Genomic DNA, 22,769 nt, shown 5'->3' on the forward strand with positions numbered 1-22,769 from the left:
TGTTGTTGTTACTGATTGCGGTATTCTTCACACAGCTTTCTGGTATAAGCCGCGCTCTGTTTAACGCCCTCCATCTGGAGCTTCAGGCATTCTTCCAGAAGCTCTTCCGAAATCTCCTGCGGATAGTAGTAATCTCCGGGTTTTACGGTCTCCGGATCAAAGAGAGGTGCTTCTACTTTGAAACAGCCTTCTCCTACGCGGAAAACGCCGCCAGTACCGGGACTGCGCTTAAACTGTGCGCAGTATGGATAACACATTTCCAGATTCAGGCGGGTGATGGAAGAGTGGTCCAGAATGATCTGAAGCAGATCCTTTAAATCCATATTTCCTTTGCCGACAGGAATTCCGCATACCACATATCCGTAAGGATCTTCCGGGCATGGAATTACGATATGATCCTTAAAATGAGTGGTAATGGTATACGGAGCCATTTTCATGGCTGCCTGAGCCGGATCCTCCCAGGCCATCATAGAGTTGCCGAAATCAAAATGCAGGCCGATCCAGGGAGTATCCAGTCTTTTCATAACGGCTGCAAGCTCGTCAGATGTCTCATATTCGTGGTTTTCCAGAGCCAGACGGATCCGGCGCTTTTTTAATTCCGGAATGATCTGACGCAGGGACATGGCTGCTTCATCGAAAACAGCAGGATCAAAATCGCCGCGTACTTTTGCCTGATCATATTTTCCTTCTCCGCCGGTAGCACGTGAGGCGAGTGGATTTAAGGTGATCGGAATGTAGGTGCGGATGATATCCGCACCTAGAGCTTCCGCGACATCAAGGACTTTCAGGAGATGTTCCTTCGTAATTCCTTTTGTGGCAAGCTCTGCGTACATATGATAGGATTCCAGAAGGTCCCGTACTCTTTTTAAGTGTGCGGGGTCATTGCTCATCAGAGTTCCCCATTCCGGGTCCAGATTATAATCTTTTAAAATGTTGATCATGACACCGTCAAAGCCCAGTTCATGAGCTTTTTCTATAAATCCGAAAATATCCATGCGTTTGTTCTGAAACCAGAGATGGAGACTTTCGGTATCAAGTCCGAGTTTTATCATATGAAAAATCCTCCTGTTATGATTTGTCTGTACTGGAAATCTGGTGTTTTTTGATGCGGTGGATCAGAAATGTGGAAACGAAAAGTCCGATCACGGCCCATCCGATCATGACGCTGAAAACAATGCGGAAACCGGTCATGCCCGGGTAGCGGTCAAGAAAGCTTCCGTACATAACATATGCAAATGCGTTCGGAAGGTAGATGACTAGGGAAGCGAGGCTCATGGCAGCACCGGTAATTTCTGCGGGTACTTTCACCTCATCCATCGGAGCGAAGAAGACTGCGCGCATGGTAAATACAATAGATCCAAAGCCCAGGGTGCAGGCTGCGCCAAGAATCCAGTTGCCGTTCTGGCCAAGCATTTCGTGAGGGACCATCAGGAACGCTGCCATTGCGACAGCACATACAAGAAAACCTACGCGGATGTGTTTTGCGGCAGATTTATGTACTTTATCAGACATAAAACCGCCGATCGGTCCGCCGACCATTTTCAGTCCATACTGATTGATGATGCCGTACATGCCGACTGCGGTAGCCGGCAGCATGTAGATCTGATTCAAAAATGGAATAAAGTAAGTCAGTCCGCAGTAAATGCAGTATACAACGAAACCGTTCAGAGCAACAGCCCAGATATCGATATTTTTCAATGCCTGGATCATACCGCCGAATGCAGCCTGGGCACGGTTCTGCTCCTTCCCGTTTTCGCCGGTGCGTTTTTCATCGTTGGGTACAAAAATGAGACAGAGAACTCCGGCACAAGCGGTAACTGCGGATAAGAAGAGAAGTCCTCCCCGTAATGCAGGAGCTCCTTCACCCATAGCCTTGAAAATAGCCAGTGCGCTTGAAGCAACAATGACATCAATAATGCCGCGCCCCATTTCCAGAAAGCCAAACATGCGTCCCTGTGTCTTTTCATCGCCAAGAAGACGGATTGCTTTTAATAGAACCGGCCAGTAGGTTACCTCGCCGAGAATGGCCATTGCGCCGAACGCGATCAGAAATCCCCAGTAACCAGGAAATGTAGAAAGATAAACGCCGATTGCGCCAAGACCGATCAGGGAGCCGCCGATCATATATTTTTTGCTGAACATATCGCAGATATAGATACCAAAGATCAGGCCAATGGTCTGCACAATTCCATAAGCGCTTAAAGCGCCGCCGATCTGGGTGTTCGTGAGTCCCATAAATTGCTGCATGGGAACATAGAACATGTCTTTCATAGAAGAAAGCTTAAACGCAATGCCTCCGGAAAGTGTCAGGATGCAGAAGACAAACCAGCGGTTTGGAACTGCTTTTACAGCTTTTTGTTTCATTTCATTACTCATAATCATTTTCTCCTTCTTGTAGACAGACTGCAGTTTGTGATTCGTTGCCAGGCATATCAGAAATGCGTTTGAGACGTATTTCTTGGATTCGGTCTTTAGTATATCTGTATTTGGTTGCGAAATCAATATAAAACGCAATAAAACACATAAAATCAACGAAATATCCAAAAATATAAGTTGCGTTTTGTTGGATTTCACGGTGAAAAGAAGGGAAAATACTGATATAATTGGGAATGTAAATAGATGCTAGGATATAGCACAGAAATACGTTATAATGAAATACGGACATGATCCGGCAGGTATGCGCATGAACGGCGCAGACTGTGCGGATATGGGGCGGAATGCAAAACAGGAGGAAATAGTTATGCTGGCACAGCAGCGTTATAAAACAATTTTAGATTTACTGGAGGAACATGGTATTGTACATAGTGCAGACCTGGTGCGGGAGATGAAAGTATCGTCTGAAACGGTCCGGAAAGATCTGGATGCACTGGAACAATCGGGAAAATTAAAACGGGTGCATGGCGGAGCCGTACCGATAAGCCGGATGTCGGCACAGAACGGACAGTATATATCACTGAAAACCAGAAATTCCAGCTGTATGGAAGAAAAAGCAGCCATAGCTGCGTATGCGGCGGGACTGGTCCGGGAATACCAGGCTGTGGGTCTGGACTACGGAAGTACAAGCATGATCATGGCGAAGGAGCTGGTGCGCAGGTTTGAGCATCTTACGGTAGTGACAAATTCCATCCAGAATGCGCTGGTTTTATCGGAGCGACCGGAGTTTACCGTTATTCTGATTGGAGGAATACTGGATAAAAAGGAATTATCTCTTGGAAATGATTTTTCCCAGATGCTTGAGAGTCTTCATCTGGATATTTTGTTTATGTCAGTCAGCGGTGTCCATCCGTCTGTCGGACTGACGGATCAGGGACCGAGTGAAGCAAGGGTACAAAAGCAGATGTGTCAGATCGCGGACCGGACGGTAGTCCTGGCAGACTCCAGCAAGTTTGGAAGAGCAAGTCTGGTAAAGCTGTGTGCATTGTGTGATGTGGATCAGATTATCACGGATGGAGGACTTGATACAGACATGGAGCAGAAGATAAAGGATACCGGCGTTGCGTTGCATGTAGTCCGGAACGGAGAAAGATAAGACAGATTCAGGGATCTGTCAGTGTTCCATGGAGTTCAAAAATTGAAGAAGTGCGTTTCGCTGCTCCGGGCTCATCTGGTAGATCCGGGCCAGCAGCGGATCCTGGCAGAAACGGGATTCCAGTGTGTCATCGAAAAAATCCCGGAGAGACAAATCCAGGGCATCACATATATAAGAAAGAACCTCGACTGTGGGGTTCTTTTTTCCCAGCTCCACGTCCCGAAGGTAGCTCTGGGAGATACCGGCAAGGGTTGCAAGCCGGTTGACGCTGTACTGTTTTGCATTTCTGAAATAGCTGATTCTTGTTCCGATGTCCATGATGTTACTCCCTTTAGATATAGAGATAGGATAACAAATTTATTCTGAAAAAATTACATCTATAAAGATTGCTGATTATATCTATAGATGCTATAATGGGCTTAATTACAGGATAAAAAACAAAAAACGTTATTTTTACTGGTATTAAAACACAGGGGGTTAAGAAATGAATCACGAAAATCAGGCGGATCAGTCTGCGCTTTTGCAGGCGGCCTGCACAAAAAGCAAATGTATAGAATTACTGGCACTGGCTGCGGATTACCGGGAAGCATTGCCGCAGGTGCTGGAGCTGCTGCGGCAGTATTATGCGGCAGAAAAGGTCTGCTTTTATGAGTGCGGTGAGCCGGATACGGACGGACGGCAGGAAGCAGGCAGTTTCTCTGCTCCTGTTATTTTTGAAGAGAATCTGTACGGAAAATTGCAGGTGGAGCATTCCGGCGCGTTGGATCCGGATCGGGAGCTTTTTTCAGTGATTGCCCGTGTTCTTGCTTCGGAAATCAGGAAAAAGAAACTTCAGGAGTATTTGCTTCGTTTAAGCTATCAGGATCAGCTGACCGGGATCCAAAACAACACCTCTTACATCCGCATGCTGAATCAGCTTCTTGAGCATCCGGTGCCGGTTGGAGTTGCATTTGCCGATTTGAACGGGCTGAAATACTTAAACGATACCTACGGCCATGAATACGGCGATCAGGCACTCCGGCATCTGGCAGAGGTGAGCATGGAGTATTTCGCAAAAGACCAGCTTTACCGGATCAGCGGAGATGAATTTGTCATAATCTGTCCTAAAGTGCAGGAAGAGGTCTTTATCAGACAGGCTCAGCTTCTGAAGGAACGTCTGAAACAGGAGGAACAGGGGCTGGCTGCCTTTGGGTATCTGTGGAATGACGGAACCACCGCTGCAGACAGGCTGCTTCACGGTGCAGAACGCCTGATGTATCAGGAAAAGCAGCAGCATTACTGGGACAGTACACGCAGAGTGCAGGAATGTCCGGGTTATGCACAAGCTCTGTATAAACGATACAGACAGCAAGGAAAAAGTGAAATAAAATAAACAATTTAAACTTTATATTCAGAATATACAAGAAAAAAGTAAAAATAATTAGAAATAACGCTTGACAAATTGTATTTAATATTGTACAATGAAGACAACAAAAACAAAGAAGCAACGAAAAGAAAAGCTTCAGAAAACGGAGGACGGTCCAATGGGTTACTAAATCTTACCACAAAAAATCTCTTAACGAGTTTACATAGATGTAATCGAAGGAGGGAGATTCCAATGAAAGGCAGAGGCCCATAGCACTTTGAAAAAAGAATATAAAGAAAGAGAGGTTATTAAGTGAAACTTCGGGATATTTGTTGAAAGAGCTATCTGATGACGAGAAAGTCAGATAGCTCTTATTTTGTTTTATAAGAAACCACAGATTTTACAGATGATTCCGCCGAAGAAAATCAAGAATATAGCTCGTGCATTGCTGCTCCCGCAAAAACAGGACCTTGTGCGTGCCTCCTTCAATGAGTCTGAGCTGGCTGTTTGGGATCTGCTCTGCCATCCAGCGGGTGTGGGAGGTCTTTATGAGATCCCGGGTTCCGGCAAGGATCAGGACCGGTGCCTGGATATGCTGCAGGCGTCTGGCAGAAAGATGCGGGGAGTCCGTTAAGAGGGTGTTGAGCTGCAGGCGTTTCGTCAGCTGCAGGCGCAGGGGGCTGTCCGGCAGCCTGTTTTTCAGGAATGAAAGGGCACATCCGGTGAACTGTGCGGCAAGTCGTACCGGAAACCGTAAGCCGTAGGAAAGAGCGTTTCCGCTGGCGGAAATGACAGCCAGGGTGCGCTCTGGAAAGCAGCAGGCAAACTCCAGCGCAATGTTGGCCCCGTCACTGAAGCCCAGAAGGATGGCCTTAGCGATGCCAAGGTGGTCAAGCAGGGCGGCAGCGTCACAGGCCATGTCGTGGATCGTGAAAGACTGCCGAGCTGTCATGGAACGTCCGTGCCCGCGGCTGTCCATCAGGATCACCTGATAGCTTTTCTGCAGATTCCGCTTATAGGAGTGGAATACATGATGGGACTGGCTGTTTCCATGGAGCATCAGGACCGGTGTTCCGTGGCCGACAACCTCATAGTAGAGATGTGCCTCGGAAGTATCAAGATATGTGCTTTTCATGATGTATTTTTCCCTTCAGGAAAGACTGAACGCCCTCGCGGATCCCGTCCGGGTTCTGGATCTTTACCACTGCGTAAAACATATCCGGAGTCGGATGCTTCGGAAGGTAAACATAGTAAGCAGGAAGCCATTGTGTCGGACTGTATTTTTCCTTGGCGCGGTACAGATCCTTAAAGCCATAGCAGTCGTTCAGGTTGTTGTATACAAATCGCAGCAGTCGTTCCACAAGACTGGCTTTTTCATCATCCAGACCGGCCAGAGGTGCTACGCCAAGGCTTCCATAGTGGACGCCCTCCGAGCGGAAGGTCTGAAAGGCTTCGTAAATGATGGTTTCCATGACACCGCCTGGAGCATTGCAGCCGTGGCGGGTAACATCGGCCATGTAGCCGTCTTTTCCGAGAAACGGAACAAAAGCGATGAAGGCCACGATGGTTCCTTCGGCATTTTTTGCATAGAAATAGCGTTTGTCCATCGGGTTTTCCAGTCCGGCCTTGCCCATCGTGAAGGCCAGCAGGGAGCTTTTTTTCTGACCGAGCCATTCATTTGTGACACGGTCAAAGGCAGACTCGATGTCCGGGTCACGCTGCAGGAGCGGTTTGTATTCGGCAATGGTCACACCGGCCTTTTTGGCATGGTTGATGTTCATGCGCATCTTGGCACCTTTTTTGCCGCTGATCTCATAATCCGCCAGGGAGAAACGCGCTTCCTCGCCGCATTTGACATAGCCGAAGCCCTGGCGTCTGTATTCTTCCAGAAAGTGCTCTGTCACGCTTAAGAAAAAGACCTTGTGGGCGCTTCGGACGCAGAAATCTTTAAATTCAGAAAGCAGAGCAGGAAAGTCTGCATCTGCGCAGACCGGATCGCCGTTGACGATGATGGTATCACCTGCCACGCCGTAAGGGATCACTCCGTCTACATTCCGTCCGAAGTAGAGCTGCTTATCCTCTTCGAGCGCCAGGTAGGAGCAGCAGTTCTGGCTGTACAGGTTTAAAAGGGTACGTGCATGCTGCAGGTCGGATTCTCGGCGGGAGGAAGGTGCCAGCCACGGGCGGACCGCATACAGCAGAGCAGCCAGGATACAGCCCCAGCTGAACCAGAACATCATAAGCTCCAGCATATGCGCACCGTGGGAGACCGGGATGGAGCTTCCGCTTCCGAACAGGATGTCAAGGCTTTCTTTAAAGCTGTTAAGCAGAGTATGGCGCCCACTGCCGAGAACAGGCGTTAAATAGTGGTAGCTGATCACGGCGTTTGCGGTCACTCCGAGAAAGCTGGGCAGCAGGAGAAGCAGGCCGCGTTTGCGGTCTTTTTTTGATGCCGGGCAGCAGAAGTCAGAGCGGAAACCGAAGAAAACGGCAAAAAAGACAACATCGGAGATCATGCATGCGGCGTGGAAAACGTCCGGCAGATGAGGAATACAGCTGATAAAATCAAGAAAAAGCAGCATCAGGGTGATGGTCAGGGCTGCGTGCTTCCGTTTTCGAAGCTGTGAGCAGAGACAGAGTAGAACAACGGCAGAGGCACGCTGGACCATCCAGTCCATTTCGGTGGAAATCAGCAGGACGGCTTCTGCGGGAAGCCGGTGCAGAAAACTGAGGGCGAACATGCCGAGGGACAAACAAAATAAGATCAGGATGCAGATGTTTTCCACCCGGGTGCGAAAAGTCTGTGTCATGGAAATCCTTCCTTTCATAACAGCGGTTTGCTGTGTGTCAGATATTCTTCGGTGGTCATGAGCTCGGTGTGGAGCGGAGCAAAATAGGAAACGATCTTTTCTGTTTCCGTTCTGGAAGCTTCGCTGAGTCCTGCCACGGCATCGGTCAGGTAAATGACCTTACAGCCAGCGTCAATGGCGGACAGTACGGTAGAGAGCACGCAGCATTCTGCCACGACACCGGAAATCACAAGACGGCGGGCTTTTTTTGCGGCTTTCACAACCTCAGGAACAGCGAACGAGGAATAGACGCTTTTTGTGTATACCGGGTGTGTTTTTACCCAGGGCAGAAATTCCGGCATCATTTCATTAAGCCATGCATCAGCGTTGACTGCCGCGTTCATTTCATTATATTCCTTCCAGACACCTTCCGGGTGTTCTGCGGCCAGATACCGGGTGAAGATGACCTGCTCCGGCATCCGGCTGTTTAACAGACGGAGAATGGAGGCAGAGGCTGCTTCTACGCCTTCGCAGGCCCATTCCTGTCCTTTTGTATAAACGTTCTGCATATCGATAACCAGAAGCAGGTCAGCTGAATTGTTTTGTTCCATTCTAAACTCCTCCTTTTTAGTCTCAGTATAGTTTTCTGCGCAGGATATTACAAGCAGAATGATATGTTAATTTATTAACAAACTGGTGCCGGATTCCTCCATTTCATTGACTTTACATAAGGATAATGTTATCTTTATCGTAAATTGCTGTTAAATTCGCAAATTTGTGTACATTTATTTGCATGAATCGCAGCAAAAATCTGGTGGCGGGTATACAGGGTATGAAACGTCATACGATTGGGAAGGAGGTTATAACATTGGGAGAAAGTAAAATGCCGCATATCCGGCTTCCGGAAAATCTTGGGATCCGTTATGCGGTGCTGCCGGGAGATCCGGCCCGGGCAGAGCGGGCAGCAGGCTATTTGAAAGATGCAAAGCTGTTAGCCTTCAACCGGGAATATAAAAGCTACAGTGGTCTCTGGAACGGTGTGCCGGTTCTGGTCATGTCCACCGGAATGGGTGGTCCGTCCATGGCAATTGCAGTGGAAGAACTGCGAAAGACCGGTGTAGAAGCAGCTGTGCGGATCGGAAGCTGCGGCGCGCTGCAGCCGGAGGCCGGAGTCGGAGACCTGGTCATGGTAGAAGCAGCTGTGCGGGATGAGGGAACGTCCCTCGGCTATGCGCCGCTCAGTTATCCGGCTATTGCAGATCACAGGCTGCTTACTGCTTGCGAGGAGAGTGCAAGGGAGGCTGGTTACCGGTTCCATACCGGTATTGCAAGAAGCCATGACTGTCTGTATCGGGATGACAACCCATCGATTTATGCAGACTGGGCAAAAAAAGGCGTGCTGGCGTCTGACATGGAAACTGCGGCACTATTTGTGGTTGGGAGGATCCGTGGCATGAAGACGGCATCCATCTTAAATGTGGTGGCGGCCTGCAAGAGCAATGTGGCTGAGAACATCGGACGTTATGCAGACGGTGAGGCCCTGACGGTTCAGGGCGAGGAGCATGAGATCCTGACAGCGTTTGAGGCACTGACGAAGCTGGAAAACAAAACAATTTAAAGGGAAAGGGTGTGTGAGTTATGAATAACTTATTTAAAACCAAATTTGATGCGGCTGTGATCGTGCTGATCCCGGCCTGCATCGGCATCAACTATCTTGGAAAGCTGTTTGCCAGCGTGTTAAAGCTTCCTCTGTGGCTGGATTCCATCGGAACCTGTATCGGCGGATGCCTTGGCGGCCCGATCATTGGAGCAATCTGTGGCGCGGCTAACAACCTGATCTACGGATTTTCCGCAGGCGATAACATTACATTAATTTATGCGCTGACCAGCCTTGGAATTGGTGCGGCAGTAGGAATCATGGCACGTCTGGGCTTTATGAAAACCTTCCCGAAGGCTATCATCACTGCCTGCGTGGCAGGCCTTGCGGCTGTGGTTATTTCCACTCCGTTAAACGTTCTGTTCTGGGGCGGCACTACCGGTAATGTATGGGGCGATGCGGTATTCGCAGCAACCCAGGCAGCCAATATGCCGGTATTCCTGGGCTCCCTGCTGGATGAGGTTGTCGTGGATGTACCGGACAAGCTGATCACGCTGATCGTGGTATTCTTTATCTTAAAGGGTCTTCCGAATAAGCTGACCACACTGTACGAGGCAAATTCCGAGATCGAGACTCTGGACTAATCAAGAAAAGGAAATGTAACAGAATATGAAAAGTATCAGTCTTTTTGTAGATAACGGGACTTACCTGACCAGGGTACATCCCTTCACCAAATTGATGTACATAGCCGCCGCTATCAGCATTCCGTTGATTTCCGGCCGGCTGTGGATGTTCGGCGTGTTTATCGCGGTCAGTCTTCTTGTGCTGGCCAGCGGCAAAATCTTAAAAAAGACCGTTCCGCTGATCGCGTTTTCCTTTACGATCCTGCTCACCATTTTCCTGATCCACGGATTGTTCAATCAGAAAAATGCGAATGTGCTGTTTCAGATCGGCGGGCTGAAGTTTTACCGGGAGGGCATAGTTTATGCCCTCCATATTGGTCTTAATATCTTAAACATGCTGCTGTCCTTTGCGGTATTTGTGCTTTCCACGAAGCCCTCCGAGTTTGTGGATGAGCTGGAAAAACGGGGCTTTTCTCCGCGGTTCGGCTATATTGTAACTTCTGTATTCCAGATCATCCCGCAGATGATGGGAACCATGAACACCATTATGGATGCGCAGCGCAGCCGAGGCCTTGAAACAGAAGGAAACTTAAGAACCCGGGCGAAGGCATTTCTGCCTCTGATCTCCCCGGTGGTCATGAGCTCCCTGATCAATACCAGAGAACGGGCCATTGCCCTGGAGGTGCGCGGGTTTGGCGCAGGAAAGAAGAAAACCTGGCTGACAGAGAGAACGCGCCACAAAGGAGACCGTGAGGCTACCATCCTTTTCGGTATCTGTATTCTGGCAGCTGTGGTATGGAGGATTGTAGAATGTCTGTAATAACCGTTGAAAATTTACGTTACCGTTATCCTCATGCGAAGGAGCTGGCGCTGGATGGACTGGACTTTTCGGTGAAAAAGGGAGAGTTTATCGGCATCATCGGGGAAAACGGGGCTGGAAAGAGCACGTTAAGCCAGGCTCTTATGGGACTGGTGCCGCAGTTTTATAAGGGAGCTTACGGCGGAACGGTCATGGTAGATGGCATTGAGGCAGGCAGGACTCCGGTGGCACAGCTCTGCGGTCATGTGGGACTGGTGTTCCAGAATCCCTTTAACCAGCTTTCCGGCGCGAAGGATAACGTATATGAGGAAGTGGCCTTTGGCATGCAGAATCTGGGCGTGCCTGCAGAAGAGATGAAAAACAGGGTGGAGGAAGCCTTAAAGCTTCTGGATATCTGGCAGTACCGGGACCGCAATCCCTTTGATCTGTCCGGCGGCCAGATGCAGCGCGTGGCGATCGCCAGTGTGCTGGTCATGCGCCCGGATGTGATGATCCTGGATGAGCCGACCTCCCAGCTGGATCCGGAGGGAAGCGATGAGGTCTTTAAGGCTGTAGAAACTCTGACTGGCTCCGGCATCACCATTCTGATGATCGAGCAGAAGATTGAGAAGCTGGCAGCCTACTGTGACCGCATTCTGCTTCTGCATAAAGGAAAACAGATCGCGTTCGATACGCCGCAGAAGGTATTTTCCATGCCGGACTTAAACAATTATGGAATCCAGGCACCGGCCTTCACCCGTATCTGCAAGGCAGAGGGCGTGACCTTGGCAGACGGAACCTACCCGGTAACCGTGGAAGAGGCGGCCGGGGTGCTGAGGGAGAAACGGCTGAGGGCACCGGCGTGTGCAGATGGCGGGGAACGCGCGCAGAAAGTGACAGGAACGGAAGCGGCGCAGGCTGGCGGACCGGCCGAGTCAGCCGGTTCCAGTGATGAGCAGTTTTGCATTGAAAAGCTGGATTTCTCCTACCTGGCAGATGTTCCGGTATTAAAGAACCTGAACATGAAGCTGGACAAACGCCCGACTGCCATCATCGGCCAGAACGGTGCGGGAAAGACCACGCTGGTCAAGCTTTTAAAGGGCCTGTTAAAACCGGTCTCCGGTTCCATTTATTTTCATGGCGAGGACATCTCCGGCAAGACGGTAGCCATGCTGGCCGGAAATGTGGGCTATGTATTCCAGAACCCGGATGACCAGATCTTCAAGTATAACGTTATGGATGAGATCCTGTTCGGGCCGTTAAACATCGGCATGGATGCGGAGCGCGCAAAGAAAGAAGCAGAGCGTGCTCTGAAGCTGACCGGACTGACCGGGAAAGAGAAAGAAAATCCTTACGACTTGGAGCTTTATGAGCGGAAGATGACTGCCATTGCCAGTGTGCTGGCCATGGACACCGATGTGCTGATCCTGGATGAGCCGACCATTGCCCAGGACTGGAAGGGACGGCAGATCATCGGAGGAATCATCCGCAGTCTCTCGGAGCGCGGCAAGCTGGTTATTGCCATTCTCCACGATATGGATTTTGTGGCAGAGAACTTTGAGCGTGTCATCATCATGGCTCACGGCCAGGTGCTGGCAGACGGAACCGCAAAGGAAGTGTTCGCGCAGGAAGAAGCCCTGAAGAAGGCCCGTCTGCAGAAGCCCTATGTGATGCAGCTTTGTGAGGCACTGGGATATGAAAAGAGCTATCTGACGGTGGAGGAGCTTCTGAAGGATCAGGTGTCTTAATGCGCATCACTTAAGATGTGAAGAAAAATTATGTTTTATTTTGCAAAACCCCTGCTTGAAGCAGGGGTTTTGTTATGCTATAATTGCCAGATGGCGCTTAAAAACTTAATTTAATTAACTGGAGGACTTTATGAGCAAAAATCATAAAAAACGAAGCAGCTTTTCCGGCAAGCTCGGGTTCGTGCTTTCCGCGGCAGGTGCTTCGGTAGGACTGGGAAATATCTGGCGTTTCCCGTATCTGGCAGCAAAATACGGCGGCGGAATTTTTCTGCTGATCTACATTCTTCTTGCTTTGACATTCGGCTACACCATGATCGTAGCGGAGACATCCATCGGCCGCATGACGAAAAAAAGCCCGGTAGGAGCTTATCATACCTTTGGAAAATCTGGCTGGTTTTCCTTTGGAGGCTGGATCAACGCAGTGATCCCGATCCTGATCGTGCCGTATTACTCCGTGATCGGTGGCTGGGTGATCCGGTATCTGTTTGGATACCTGACCGGACACGGCGCACAGCTTGCAGAGGACGGCAACTTTTCCGCCTTTATTTCCAACGGAGCAGCAACAGAAATCTGCTTTATTGCATTTGCCTTCTTTACTCTGTTTATCATTTATGCAGGTGTGAGAAACGGCATCGAGCGTGTATCTAAATTTATGATGCCGATCCTGATCGTGCTGTCTGTCATCATTGCAGGCTATTCCATGACCAGACCGGGAGCCGGTGCCGGAATCCGCTATTTCCTGGTTCCGAACATGGAGAACTTTTCCTGGATGACGGTGGTGGCAGCCATGGGACAGATGTTCTACTCCCTGTCCATTGCCATGGGTATCCTGATCACCTTTGGTTCTTATATGAAGAAGGACGTATCCATTGAGGCATCCACCGGAAACGTGGAGATATTTGATACCGCTATCGCCATCATGGCCGGCCTGATGATCATTCCGGCAGTCTTTGCATTTACCGGCGGAGATCCGGATACCCTGCAGGCAGGACCGGCACTGATGTTCATTACCATTCCGAAGGTATTCGCAAGCATGGGCTTCGGAACCATTGCCGGAATCATGTTTTTCCTGTTAGTGCTGTTTGCGGCGATTACAAGCTCCATTGCCCTGACCGAGAGCGCAGTTTCCACGTTCGAGGATGAACTTGGCTGGAGCCGTAAAAAAGCAACCGTCATGATCGGCGGCATCATGCTGGTGCTGGGAAGCCTTTCCTGCCTGGGCTATGGTCCGTTAGCCAATGTTACCATCATCGGAATGCAGTTTCTGGATTTCTTCGATTTCCTGACAAACTCCGTCATGATGCCTATCGCGGCCATTGCCACCTGTCTTCTGGTATCCAGAGTCATAGGCATGAAACGGATTGAGGAAGAGGTACTTCACGGGGAAGGCAAGTTCCACAGAAAGAGAATCTTCCAGATCATGGTCCAGTACCTGTGTCCGGTATTTGCGGTCATTATTCTGATCAGTTCCGTGGCAAATGCGTTTGGATGGATTTCCATGTAGAGAAAAAATAAAAAAATCCTCTGTCCCGTAAAGAACCTGTTAGCACTTCATACAGAACCCGTTAAGGGTGAGGCAAAACACTTTCTTTCTGTTGGCACCTTGTATAAAATACGAGAGGAAATATTTTTGTTACAGCCCATGCGCTGCACAAACCATATTTCCTGTAATTTATGAGCAGGACAAACAGAAAGGGGAAGGAAACATGCTGACAGTATTGATTTTAATTATTTATGCAATCATCGGAGGAGTATCTACCCTGGCTATGGTCATCGGAATCCCGGCCGTGCTGGGATGGAAGATTTACCGGAAGGTAAAGTATCAGATCCCGTTGATGAAATAGATGGAATGAACTAACAGGCTGCAAGCTATTTGAAAATGGTGCTTGCAGCCTGTTTTTGTTTTCTAAATTTTAGGATTTTACGAGTAGTATGTGTCAGGCCAAGAGCCAGTCAATCAGATTCAGAGATTTGATCCCATCATAAGAAGTAATATAGTTTCGATCCATGGACAGAACAATCTTTTCATAGTTATCAGGAATCATCTGCAATGGGCGTAATTCACGTTCACGTGTCTCCGGGGAAAGCATGCTTTCCGTAACCTGTATATAAAGTTTATCATTTGGCTTTTCTGCTACAAAATCAATTTCGGTTTCCTTGAATTTTCCAATGTATACATGATAATCCCGGCGAATTAGTTCAAGAAAAACAATATTTTCAATGATATGACCTCGATCGGCATCACGATAGCCGAGCAGCATATTACGGAAGCCAAGATCTATGATATAATTTTTTCCCAAAGTTTTCAGCAGTTGTTTCCCTTTTACATCGTAACGCTCTACGGAATAGAAAATAAAAGCACTGCGGAGCATGGAAATATATTTTTCAACCGTCTGGCTGGCAATCTTTTTCCCTTTTCCCTCAATATTACCTTCATTTGATAACACATTTCCAATGCTGCTAGGAGAAGTGATACTGCCAATATTGGAGCACAGAAACAGCATGAGCTTGTGAAGCAATCCCTGATTGGATTGCGTGTTTCGCTGAAGAATGTCGCGCAGGATGACCGTGGAGTAGATTCCTTCCAGGGCCTGTATGCTTCTTGCTTCATTGAAACGATATTCCCGAAGAATGGGCATCCCTCCAAACTGCAGGTATTTCTGGAATTTTTCTTCTATCGAGATGTCAGGCGCAAATTCGTAGAAATCCAGAAATTCTTTAAATGATAAAGGCAGCATATGGATTTCAACATACCGTCCTGACAGCAGGGTGGAAAATTCGGTAGAAAGCAGGTAAGCATTGGAACCAGTGATATAAATATCCACATCAAAATCCAGACGAAAAGATTCGATTGCCTTTTCCCAGTGTTCAATAACCTGAAGTTCATCAAAAATGAGGTAGGTTTTCCCACTTTTTGCAATACGTTCGCTGACATAGTCATAAAAAACCAGATAATCCTTAAGGTCTCGATAGCGCAAAGATTCCAGATTCATATGAATGATGTTAGAATCTGCTATGCCATGATTAAGCAAATGCTGATGAAAAAGATCCAGTAAAGAGGATTTTCCGCATCTGCGGATACCGGTAACAATTTTGACTAGATCAACATCTTTATTTTGAATCAGCTGATTCAGATATTCCGGGCGGTTGATAAGTTCGGACATAGAGCACCTCCTGAAATAGAATTTCTAATTTTATTATAGCCAAAATCAGAAGAAAAACAATATTTTTAAAATGAAATTAAAAAATAGTTAAAAATAAAAAGTTTTTGAAATTAATATTAAAAATTTTCGAGGAGGAGAAGCTGACTTACACTGAAGAAAAGTAGTAGCGGCAATTAAGAACTCCGTTTATAATAGAAGCAGTTATGAACTTAAGCATTGGAGGATACTAACGTGAACAAACAGCAGCTTGCGGCGAAAATATGGGAGTCTGCAAATAAAATGCGTTCCAAAATCGAAGCGAACGAATATAAAGACTACATTTTGGGTTTTATTTTCTATAAATATCTTTCTGATAAACAGGAGCAGTGGCTTTTAAAACGAGACTATGCGCCGGAAGATATTGTGGAATATGTGAATGAAGATGACCCGGAGATCGTGGAAGCATCACAGCAGAGTCTGGGCTATTTTATTGCCTACAAAGATATGTTTTCTACCTGGATTCATATGGGCTCTGATTTCAGCGTGGACAATGTACGTACGGCTTTATCTTCCTTTGTTTTTAGCTCTTCAGGAACTGGAAAACCAGGATATTGATTTGGTGATGCGGTCGCTGGCAAATCTGACCTGATTTTGGCATAATATTATGATGAGAATGTAAACAGGTTGTTCATGCTGGCAACAAAAAATATGGAATAAACGAAACAAAATAAAAATGGAAACACTGGTGAAGGGGCTGCAGATGAACAATGATAGAACATATAGAGATGTGGAATGATTGTGAACTGCTGAACCGTTACAATTAAAAATATACAGATGAGGAAATATTGTTATGGTAAAACCAATCATGCGAGACATCGCGTTCTTAAAGCAACAATCACTCCCGGCAACTTTGGCGGACCGTCAGGCGGCACTGGATCTTTTGGATACCTTAAAAGCCCATGAGGCAGAGTGCGTAGGTATGGCTGCGAATATGATCGGAGTGCGGAAAAATATTATTGCGGTGAATATGGGTTTTATGAATGTCGCAATGTTCAATCCGGTCATTGTGAAGAAAACTGGCGCATTTGAGACGGAAGAGGGGTGTCTTTCCCTGATTGGTGCTCGAAAAACAACCCGCTATGAGGAAATCGAAGTAGAATATGAAGATATGAACTTTAAGAAACAGCACCAGAAGTTCAGCGGATGGACAGCCCAGATCATTCAGCATGAATGTGATCATCTGGATGGAATCATTATCTAGAAGGAATGGAGGAATTTTTGTGAAAATCGAGCATATTGCGTTATATGTAAATCATCTGGAAAAAGCGCGGGATTTTTTTGTGAAATATCTGGGTGCACAATCAAACGATGGATATTGTAATGTGCGGACAGGGTTTCGTTCGTATTTTCTTTCCTTTGAGGATGGTGCGAGGCTGGAAATCATGAGCAGGCCTGGAATGTCTGATTTGCCGAAAGAATTATTCCGGACAGGATATGCCCATGTTGCGTTCAGTGTTGGAAGCAGGGAAAATGTGGAGAAAATTACGGCACGGTTAAAGAATGATGGTTACAATGTGATCAGCGAACCAAGAACAACGGGAGACGGCTACTACGAAAGCTGCATTGTTGTCATTGAGCAGAACCAGATTGAGATTACAGTCTGAGCTAAAAAAGTTACGGAAGCTGCACGCGTGTCTGATGACATAAAGTAACTATTCAGTAGGTCTGCGCACTTGCTGCGCTGACCGTACGAAAACATGGGCTAGAAAGCAAAAATCCCATTGCCGAAGGCAATTTTCAATGGATTTTTGCTCGTGACTGTGAAGGTACTGAACAGTTACGACATAAAATGAAAAAAGGGGGCTGCTGCAAAATGCAGGTCTCGATGGGAAAAGAAAGCAGGACAACCGATATGGAAAGAATAGAAAAGATGACAGAACATACGATAGAGCATGCGATAGAGTATACTTCAAAGGACGAGGGACTGATTGGAAATGAAAAAATTGAGGAAGCCATTGCCGCGCTGCAGCAGGAACCGAACGAAGCATTGCTTGCTCATGCATTAACGGTGATCCGCCGCCGGATGCGGGAGCATGGACAGGTTATTCTGGCTGTGGACATGCCGCAGGATCAGAATCGTATGCGGCAGATGATGGCAGATCCGGCAACCCCTATGCAGATTCAGGCGATGCAGACTGCGGACGGAAAGGCATGGTGGGTGGCATTTACCGGCTTCGGGGAAGAACTGCGCGGCGCAGATCAGGTGAAGTCTACGTTTCTTGCTGATCTGGAGCAGATTTTCCGGACTGCGCTGACCGTGAACGAAATCGAAGGAATCATCTTAAATCCATGGAACCGAACGTTGATGTTAAACAAAAATCTGATTCGGATTATGTTAGGGGATTCATGAATCTTTGTTGTTGATGCTATGATAGCAAATCAAAAATTATTTGAGAGATATTGATTGAGAGTAAGAATATTATAAGAACAAAGAAGAATATTATAATAAAATTGGAAAGAGGTGATTTTATTGACCATAGAAGAAATTTTAGCTGGCGAGTCTAAAAATGTTGAGTTCAAGGTTCAGAGACCAAAGGACAGTTTAAAATACATGAAAACGGTGGTTGCTTTCTCAAACGGAGAGGGCGGTCGTATCGTGTTTGGTGTTGACGATGATACCCGTGAAGTAGTTGGTATTCGAAAAGAAATTATTTTTTCGGAGATTGATGCCATAACTACGGCAATTTCCGATAGCTGTGAGCCAGTTGTGATTCCAGATGTTTATTTGCAGACGATCAATGATAAAACGATCATTGTTGCTGAAATTAGTGCAGGTAAGCAACGACCTTATTACATCAAATCATTAGGAATCAAAGACGGTACTTATATTCGAGTTTCCGGAACTTCCCGACCGGCTGACCGAGATCTGACTGCGGAAATGTATTATGAAGACGAAGGACGTTCTTACGATAAGGTTATTCGAAAAGACCTGACAGTGACAGAGAAAGAAATTGAAGAAACGTGCCTGCAGATGAAAGAAGTTGCCATTGCAAACAGCAAATCAAAGACACAAAAAGGGGCAATCCGTGATGTCACGAAAAATGTACTGTTGAGCTGGGGACTGTTGGCAGAAGCGGAAGACGGTAGTATTCATCCAACAAATGGGTATGTATTTTTACTTGGTAAGGATGATTTTCTTTCGCAGATTCAATGTGGAATGTTCAAGGGAAAGACTCGCGCTGTTTTTGTGGACAAACGCGAATATGGAGGTCCATTGTGGAAACAGATTGATGATGCGTTCCAATTTGTGTTACGAAATATCCATCTTGGGGCAAAACTGGAAGGAATTTACCGCAAAGATATTTACGAGTTGCCACCAGATAGCATTCGAGAACTTATTATTAATGCAGTAATGAATTGCAGCTTTTTGCAAAGTTCCCATATTCAGGTGGCAATTTACGATGATAGGTTGGAAATTACATCGCCAGGTGGTCTTATGCCGGGAGTAACACTCGATAAGATGAAAGAGGGATATTCAAAGATTCGTAATCGAGCACTTGCACATGCTTTTTCCTATATGAATCTAATTGAGGCATGGGGAAGCGGCATTCCTAAACTGATGGAGGCAATGCGGGAATATGGTTTACGAGAGCCAGAGTTTTGTGATATGGAGATTGGATTCCGTATCAATCTATATCGCAATACAGGAAAAATAGAAACTACCCAAGATACTACCCAAGGTACTACCCAAGACACTACCCAAGGCATCTCAAACGTCGATAGATGTAAGTTAACAAATGCAGACAAAGAAATTCTAAATTTGATTAAAGAACAGTCAGATATTACACAGAAAGAAATAGCTGCTAAATTGGGATGGAAAGTAGATCGTGTGAAGTATTACCTTAATAAAATGAAGCGTCAGGATATTGTGCAACGAATTGGGACCAGCCAAAAAGGGTACTGGAAGCTTCTAATTGAATACGATTTCTTGTCAAGATGACCGAATACCTGTTCGATATTCGGCTTGCATCCTGCACTTTGCTATGTTAGAATGAAAAGCACAGGAAAACGCACATAAATCAGGAAAGGTCAGGACAGAAATTTGTTTTCATATATAAAAGGAACGTTGGAAGAATACTGGGAAGATACCATTGTTGTGGAGTCGGGGGGCATTGGCTGGAACATTCATGTTCCGCTGTCGGTGCTGGACCGGCTTCCGCATGTGGGTGAGCAGATCAAGGTTTACACCTCCTTTCAGGTGAAGGAAGATTCCATGACGCTGTACGGCTTTTTCAGCCGTCAGGATTTAAAGATGTTTAACCAGCTTCTCGGTGTAACCGGCATTGGCCCCAAGGCGGCTCTGGGAATTCTTTCTTCCCTCAGCCCGGATGATCTTCGCATGGCCATCATAGCGGAAGATTCCAAGGCCATCGCCAAAGCGCCGGGAATCGGTCCGAAGACAGCCAAGCGCGTGATCCTGGATCTGAAAGACAAGATCAGCATGGACGAGGTACTGCCGCTGCAGTTCGCGGGCGGTCAGACGGAGGTGGCGGTTACGGCGGCAGCTTCCAGCGTGGATGGCGCAGGAAAAGAAGCTATCGAAGCACTGGTTGCCCTGGGCTATTCCCCAACAGAAGCCACAAAGGCTGTGCGGCAGGTAACCATCACGGAGGACATGAATTCGGAAGCGGTGCTCAAGGCATCACTGAAATTTCTGGCATTCTGATATAGAAGATAATTGGAGTAAAAAATGGAACGACGGATCATTACCACTGAGGTGACGGAAGAGGACAAGGTTATTGAACCAAATCTCCGACCTCAGATGTTAGCCGAGTACATCGGTCAGGAAAAGATCAAGAATAATTTAAAGGTATACATAGACGCAGCGAAAGCGCGTGGAGAGTCGCTGGATCATGTGCTGTTTTATGGTCCGCCGGGACTGGGAAAGACAACGCTTTCCGGCATTATTGCAAACGAGATGGGCGTACACATGAAGGTGACCTCCGGTCCGGCGATTGAAAAGCCGGGAGAGATGGCGGCAATTCTGAATAATCTGCAGGAGGGCGATGTTCTGTTTGTGGACGAGATTCATCGCCTGAACCGTCAGGTGGAGGAGGTGCTTTACCCGGCTATGGAGGATTTTGCCATTGACATCATGCTGGGTAAGGAATCATCGGCCCGTTCCATCCGCCTGGATTTGCCGCATTTTACCCTGGTTGGAGCAACGACCAGAGCGGGGCTTCTGACGGCTCCATTGCGTGACCGTTTTGGCGTGGTCCAGAAGCTGGAGTTTTATACGCCGAAGGAGCTGCAGATCATTGTAGAGCGGTCTGCAGAGGTGCTTGGTGTCGGCATTGAGCCGGAGGGCGCGGCAGAGATCGCAAGGCGTTCAAGAGGTACCCCGCGCCTGGCAAACCGATTACTCAAACGGGTGCGGGATTTTGCGCAGGTGAAGTATGACGGAGTCATTACCAAAGAGGTGGCGGATTTTGCGCTGGACATTCTGGATGTGGACAAGGTCGGCCTTGATAATAACGACCGGAGCATTCTTCTCATGATGATCGAGAAATTTGGCGGCGGCCCGGTTGGTCTGGAAACCCTGGCAGCGGCGCTCGGAGAAGATGCCGGAACGCTGGAGGATGTGTATGAACCGTATCTTCTGATGAATGGCTTCCTAAACCGCACCCCGCGCGGAAGGGTGGCAACGCCGTTGGCTTACCGGCATCTGGATATTCCCTGTGACGGGCAATCCATTTAAAAACAAAAGAATCAAAAAATAAAAATCCGGAGAATTGATGCACGATGATAGAAAGCAGAGTTCTCCGGATTTGTGGATTTTAGCATATTTTTCCGGAAACACAAAATGAGAAACTGTGGGAAACACTCTTGTTGAGATGGTAGGAATATGTTAAAATGTATACAGTATTAAAATTATATTATTTATAAGGAAATTTCATGGAACAGAAAAATTATACGGAAGTTTTTATAGATGGAACCGTTTTTACATTGGGCGGTACGGAAGATGAAGCGTATTTAAGACAGGTTGCTGCTTATCTGAATGAGAAGATTGGCGAAGTCCGCAAGCTGGATGGTTTTTCCAGACAGAGTCCGGAATATCAGAATCTGACCATTCAGCTCAATCTTTCTGATGACTATTTCAAGGAGCAGATGCGTGCAGATGACCTGAAACAGCAGAAAGAGGAACTGGAAAAAGACGCATACAGCTTAAAACATGAGCTGATCACCACCCAGATGAAGTATGAGGCACAATCCAGAGAACTGGAAGTGGCCAAGGCTGCTCCGCTCAAAGACCGGGAGGAACTGGAAGCGGCGAAGGAAAAGCTGGAGAATGCATCTCAGGAAATCGAATCGCTGAAAAACTGTTGCGAGAACGCGAGACAGGAGCTTGCAGCCGCAAAGTCAGAAAATGAGAACGCGAGACAGGAGCTTGCAGCCGCAAAGTCAGAAAATGAGACCGTGCAGCAGGAGCTTGCAGCCGCAAAGTCGGAAAATGAGACCGTGCAGCAGGAACTTGTAGCCGCAAAAGCAGAGAATGAGTCTGTGAGCCGGAAACTGGCTGCAGAGAAAGAACGGTTTTCTGTTGAAATAGAGCAGATCTCCTCAGAGAAGAACGAGGCTGTTGCAGAGACAGAAAATACGAGGACAGCGCTTACTGCTGCACAGGCAGAAGCAGAAAGCCTGAGAGCGGATCTGGAAAATGCACAGGCAGAAGAGGAAAGCCTGAGAGCGGATCTGGAAAATGCACGGACAGAAGCAGAAACACTGAGACAGCAGATTGTCCGGGTACAGGAAAATTCAGCCCAAACCGGAAGCGAGCTGGAAGCCATGAAAGCAGAGACTGAGACGGCGAAGCAGAACCTGGAAACGAAAGCAGCAGAGGCAGAGCAGCTGAAACAGGAACTGGAGGAAGTGCGCCGGAAGCTGGCACAGCTGCATTCTGAGCAGGATGCAGCTGAACAGGAACTGAAGCAGGCTCATTTAAAAAATGCAACTTCGCTTCAGGAACTTGGACAGGCGAGAAGCGAAACAGAAACTGCAAAGCAGGAGCTTACACAGGCAAGAAGCGAAGCAGAAACCGTAAAGCAGGAGCTTACACAGGCAAGAAGCGAAGCAGAAACCGTAAAGCAGGAGCTTACACAGGCGAGAAGCGAAACAGAAACCGCAAAGCAGGAGCT

General features: G+C 47.4%; 23 protein-coding genes. 16 read left to right on the top strand and 7 right to left on the bottom strand.

Annotated elements, in window-relative coordinates:
• Positions 1 to 8: 8 nt before the first annotated feature.
• Together DW819_RS06005 and DW819_RS06010 are read right to left on the bottom strand one after the other, a co-directional pair.
• Positions 9 to 1,052: a sugar phosphate isomerase/epimerase family protein gene (locus tag DW819_RS06005; RefSeq protein ID WP_118732503.1), complete on the bottom strand. Its 1,044-nt coding sequence runs from the start codon at positions 1,050 to 1,052 to the stop codon at positions 9 to 11.
• Between the two features lie 16 nt (positions 1,053 to 1,068).
• Positions 1,069 to 2,376, bottom strand: coding sequence for an MFS transporter (locus DW819_RS06010; protein ID WP_118732504.1), 1,308 nt, complete (start codon positions 2,374 to 2,376; stop codon positions 1,069 to 1,071).
• 274 nt (positions 2,377 to 2,650) lie between these two features.
• Between DW819_RS06010 and DW819_RS06015 the strand changes: the two genes are divergently transcribed.
• On the top strand, positions 2,651 to 3,529 hold the full coding sequence (locus DW819_RS06015) for a DeoR/GlpR family DNA-binding transcription regulator (RefSeq protein ID WP_243025628.1): 879 nt from the start codon (positions 2,651 to 2,653) through the stop codon (positions 3,527 to 3,529).
• 18 nt (positions 3,530 to 3,547) lie between these two features.
• Here DW819_RS06015 and DW819_RS06020 read toward each other — a convergent pair whose 3' ends face one another.
• Positions 3,548 to 3,847, bottom strand: coding sequence for a helix-turn-helix transcriptional regulator (locus DW819_RS06020; protein WP_118732505.1), 300 nt, complete (start codon positions 3,845 to 3,847; stop codon positions 3,548 to 3,550).
• A 166-nt stretch (positions 3,848 to 4,013) separates the two neighbouring features.
• Here DW819_RS06020 and DW819_RS06025 point away from each other — a divergent pair, with 166 nt between their 5' ends.
• Positions 4,014 to 4,901 carry a GGDEF domain-containing protein gene (locus DW819_RS06025; RefSeq protein WP_118732506.1) on the top strand — a complete coding sequence of 296 codons (888 nt, stop codon included), beginning with the start codon at positions 4,014 to 4,016 and terminating at the stop codon, positions 4,899 to 4,901.
• Between the two features lie 373 nt (positions 4,902 to 5,274).
• Here the strand turns inward: DW819_RS06025 and DW819_RS06030 are convergent, their stop codons facing one another.
• Genes DW819_RS06030 through DW819_RS06040 form a run of 3 tightly spaced genes read right to left on the bottom strand, consistent with a single transcriptional unit; the run spans position 5,275 to position 8,274 of the window.
• Positions 5,275 to 6,009: an alpha/beta hydrolase gene (locus DW819_RS06030; RefSeq protein WP_118732507.1), complete on the bottom strand. Its 735-nt coding sequence runs from the start codon at positions 6,007 to 6,009 to the stop codon at positions 5,275 to 5,277.
• The gene (locus DW819_RS06035) at positions 5,990 to 7,684 is read right to left on the bottom strand and encodes a DUF2156 domain-containing protein (protein WP_243025630.1); all 1,695 of its coding nucleotides are present in this window, start codon (positions 7,682 to 7,684) and stop codon (positions 5,990 to 5,992) included. Before DW819_RS06035 ends, DW819_RS06030 begins: the two co-directional genes overlap by 20 nt.
• A 14-nt stretch (positions 7,685 to 7,698) precedes the next feature.
• On the bottom strand, positions 7,699 to 8,274 hold the full coding sequence (locus DW819_RS06040) for a cysteine hydrolase (protein ID WP_118732509.1): 576 nt from the start codon (positions 8,272 to 8,274) through the stop codon (positions 7,699 to 7,701).
• Between the two features lie 257 nt (positions 8,275 to 8,531).
• Between DW819_RS06040 and DW819_RS06045 the strand changes: the two genes are divergently transcribed.
• The 6 genes from DW819_RS06045 to DW819_RS15620 all read left to right on the top strand — a co-directional run bounded on the left by DW819_RS06045 (position 8,532) and on the right by DW819_RS15620 (position 14,274).
• Entirely contained in the window at positions 8,532 to 9,281 is a 750-nt protein-coding gene (locus DW819_RS06045; protein WP_347560173.1) for a nucleoside phosphorylase, read from the top strand.
• A gap of 20 nt (positions 9,282 to 9,301) precedes the next feature.
• Positions 9,302 to 9,904, top strand: coding sequence for an ECF transporter S component (locus tag DW819_RS06050; RefSeq protein WP_118732510.1), 603 nt, complete (start codon positions 9,302 to 9,304; stop codon positions 9,902 to 9,904).
• A 25-nt stretch (positions 9,905 to 9,929) separates the two neighbouring features.
• A complete protein-coding gene (locus DW819_RS06055) occupies positions 9,930 to 10,703 on the top strand; it encodes an energy-coupling factor transporter transmembrane component T (RefSeq protein ID WP_118732511.1) in 774 nt (257 codons plus the stop codon).
• Positions 10,694 to 12,430 carry an ABC transporter ATP-binding protein gene (locus tag DW819_RS06060; protein WP_118732512.1) on the top strand — a complete coding sequence of 579 codons (1,737 nt, stop codon included), beginning with the start codon at positions 10,694 to 10,696 and terminating at the stop codon, positions 12,428 to 12,430. Before DW819_RS06055 ends, DW819_RS06060 begins: the two co-directional genes overlap by 10 nt.
• A gap of 130 nt (positions 12,431 to 12,560) precedes the next feature.
• On the top strand, positions 12,561 to 13,934 hold the full coding sequence (locus tag DW819_RS06065; protein WP_118732513.1) for a sodium-dependent transporter: 1,374 nt from the start codon (positions 12,561 to 12,563) through the stop codon (positions 13,932 to 13,934).
• A 202-nt stretch (positions 13,935 to 14,136) separates the two neighbouring features.
• Positions 14,137 to 14,274: a hypothetical protein gene (locus tag DW819_RS15620; protein WP_182432576.1), complete on the top strand. Its 138-nt coding sequence runs from the start codon at positions 14,137 to 14,139 to the stop codon at positions 14,272 to 14,274.
• Between the two features lie 93 nt (positions 14,275 to 14,367).
• Here DW819_RS15620 and DW819_RS06070 read toward each other — a convergent pair whose 3' ends face one another.
• Positions 14,368 to 15,594 carry an ATP-binding protein gene (locus DW819_RS06070; protein WP_118732514.1) on the bottom strand — a complete coding sequence of 409 codons (1,227 nt, stop codon included), beginning with the start codon at positions 15,592 to 15,594 and terminating at the stop codon, positions 14,368 to 14,370.
• A 231-nt stretch (positions 15,595 to 15,825) separates the two neighbouring features.
• Between DW819_RS06070 and DW819_RS06075 the strand changes: the two genes are divergently transcribed.
• From DW819_RS06075 to zapA, 8 genes are all read left to right on the top strand, one after another.
• A complete protein-coding gene (locus tag DW819_RS06075) occupies positions 15,826 to 16,188 on the top strand; it encodes a type I restriction-modification system subunit M N-terminal domain-containing protein (RefSeq protein ID WP_118732515.1) in 363 nt (120 codons plus the stop codon).
• A gap of 235 nt (positions 16,189 to 16,423) precedes the next feature.
• Positions 16,424 to 16,834, top strand: coding sequence for a peptide deformylase (locus DW819_RS06080; protein WP_118732516.1), 411 nt, complete (start codon positions 16,424 to 16,426; stop codon positions 16,832 to 16,834).
• 19 nt (positions 16,835 to 16,853) lie between these two features.
• Positions 16,854 to 17,237: a VOC family protein gene (locus DW819_RS06085; RefSeq protein ID WP_118732517.1), complete on the top strand. Its 384-nt coding sequence runs from the start codon at positions 16,854 to 16,856 to the stop codon at positions 17,235 to 17,237.
• 248 nt (positions 17,238 to 17,485) lie between these two features.
• Positions 17,486 to 17,983, top strand: coding sequence for an SseB family protein (locus tag DW819_RS06090; RefSeq protein ID WP_347560174.1), 498 nt, complete (start codon positions 17,486 to 17,488; stop codon positions 17,981 to 17,983).
• Positions 17,984 to 18,103: 120 nt separating this feature from the next.
• Complete coding sequence (locus DW819_RS06095) at positions 18,104 to 19,573, top strand: ATP-binding protein (RefSeq protein WP_118732518.1); 1,470 nt, start codon at positions 18,104 to 18,106, stop codon at positions 19,571 to 19,573.
• Positions 19,574 to 19,675: 102 nt separating this feature from the next.
• Complete coding sequence (ruvA, locus tag DW819_RS06100) at positions 19,676 to 20,299, top strand: Holliday junction branch migration protein RuvA (RefSeq protein WP_118732519.1); 624 nt, start codon at positions 19,676 to 19,678, stop codon at positions 20,297 to 20,299.
• Positions 20,300 to 20,323: 24 nt separating this feature from the next.
• Positions 20,324 to 21,331, top strand: a complete 1,008-nt coding sequence (gene ruvB / locus DW819_RS06105; protein ID WP_118732520.1) for a Holliday junction branch migration DNA helicase RuvB — start codon at positions 20,324 to 20,326, stop codon at positions 21,329 to 21,331.
• A gap of 197 nt (positions 21,332 to 21,528) precedes the next feature.
• Positions 21,529 to 22,769, top strand: a 1,241-nt coding sequence (gene zapA / locus DW819_RS15625; protein WP_207665296.1) for a cell division protein ZapA, incomplete at its 3' end; no start/stop codon positions are given.

This window comes from Clostridium sp. AM33-3 (genome assembly GCF_003480315.1).
In the GTDB taxonomy this organism is placed as follows: domain Bacteria; phylum Bacillota; class Clostridia; order Lachnospirales; family Lachnospiraceae; genus Brotaphodocola.

Excerpts from the sequence above, each read along its gene's own strand:
- DW819_RS06005 (WP_118732503.1), bottom strand. The coding sequence starts at position 1,052 with ATGATAAAACTCGGACTTGATACCGAAAGTCTCCATCTCTGGTTTCAG.
- DW819_RS06010 (WP_118732504.1), bottom strand. The coding sequence starts at position 2,376 with ATGAGTAATGAAATGAAACAAAAAGCTGTAAAAGCAGTTCCAAACCGC.
- DW819_RS06015 (WP_243025628.1), top strand. The coding sequence starts at position 2,651 with ATGAAATACGGACATGATCCGGCAGGTATGCGCATGAACGGCGCAGAC.
- DW819_RS06020 (WP_118732505.1), bottom strand. The coding sequence starts at position 3,847 with ATGGACATCGGAACAAGAATCAGCTATTTCAGAAATGCAAAACAGTAC.
- DW819_RS06025 (WP_118732506.1), top strand. The coding sequence starts at position 4,014 with ATGAATCACGAAAATCAGGCGGATCAGTCTGCGCTTTTGCAGGCGGCC.
- DW819_RS06030 (WP_118732507.1), bottom strand. The coding sequence starts at position 6,009 with ATGAAAAGCACATATCTTGATACTTCCGAGGCACATCTCTACTATGAG.
- DW819_RS06035 (WP_243025630.1), bottom strand. The coding sequence starts at position 7,684 with ATGACACAGACTTTTCGCACCCGGGTGGAAAACATCTGCATCCTGATC.
- DW819_RS06040 (WP_118732509.1), bottom strand. The coding sequence starts at position 8,274 with ATGGAACAAAACAATTCAGCTGACCTGCTTCTGGTTATCGATATGCAG.
- DW819_RS06050 (WP_118732510.1), top strand. The coding sequence starts at position 9,302 with ATGAATAACTTATTTAAAACCAAATTTGATGCGGCTGTGATCGTGCTG.
- DW819_RS06055 (WP_118732511.1), top strand. The coding sequence starts at position 9,930 with ATGAAAAGTATCAGTCTTTTTGTAGATAACGGGACTTACCTGACCAGG.
- DW819_RS06060 (WP_118732512.1), top strand. The coding sequence starts at position 10,694 with ATGTCTGTAATAACCGTTGAAAATTTACGTTACCGTTATCCTCATGCG.
- DW819_RS06065 (WP_118732513.1), top strand. The coding sequence starts at position 12,561 with ATGAGCAAAAATCATAAAAAACGAAGCAGCTTTTCCGGCAAGCTCGGG.
- DW819_RS15620 (WP_182432576.1), top strand. The coding sequence starts at position 14,137 with ATGCTGACAGTATTGATTTTAATTATTTATGCAATCATCGGAGGAGTA.
- DW819_RS06070 (WP_118732514.1), bottom strand. The coding sequence starts at position 15,594 with ATGTCCGAACTTATCAACCGCCCGGAATATCTGAATCAGCTGATTCAA.
- DW819_RS06080 (WP_118732516.1), top strand. The coding sequence starts at position 16,424 with ATGGTAAAACCAATCATGCGAGACATCGCGTTCTTAAAGCAACAATCA.
- DW819_RS06090 (WP_347560174.1), top strand. The coding sequence starts at position 17,486 with ATGGAAAGAATAGAAAAGATGACAGAACATACGATAGAGCATGCGATA.
- ruvB (WP_118732520.1), top strand. The coding sequence starts at position 20,324 with ATGGAACGACGGATCATTACCACTGAGGTGACGGAAGAGGACAAGGTT.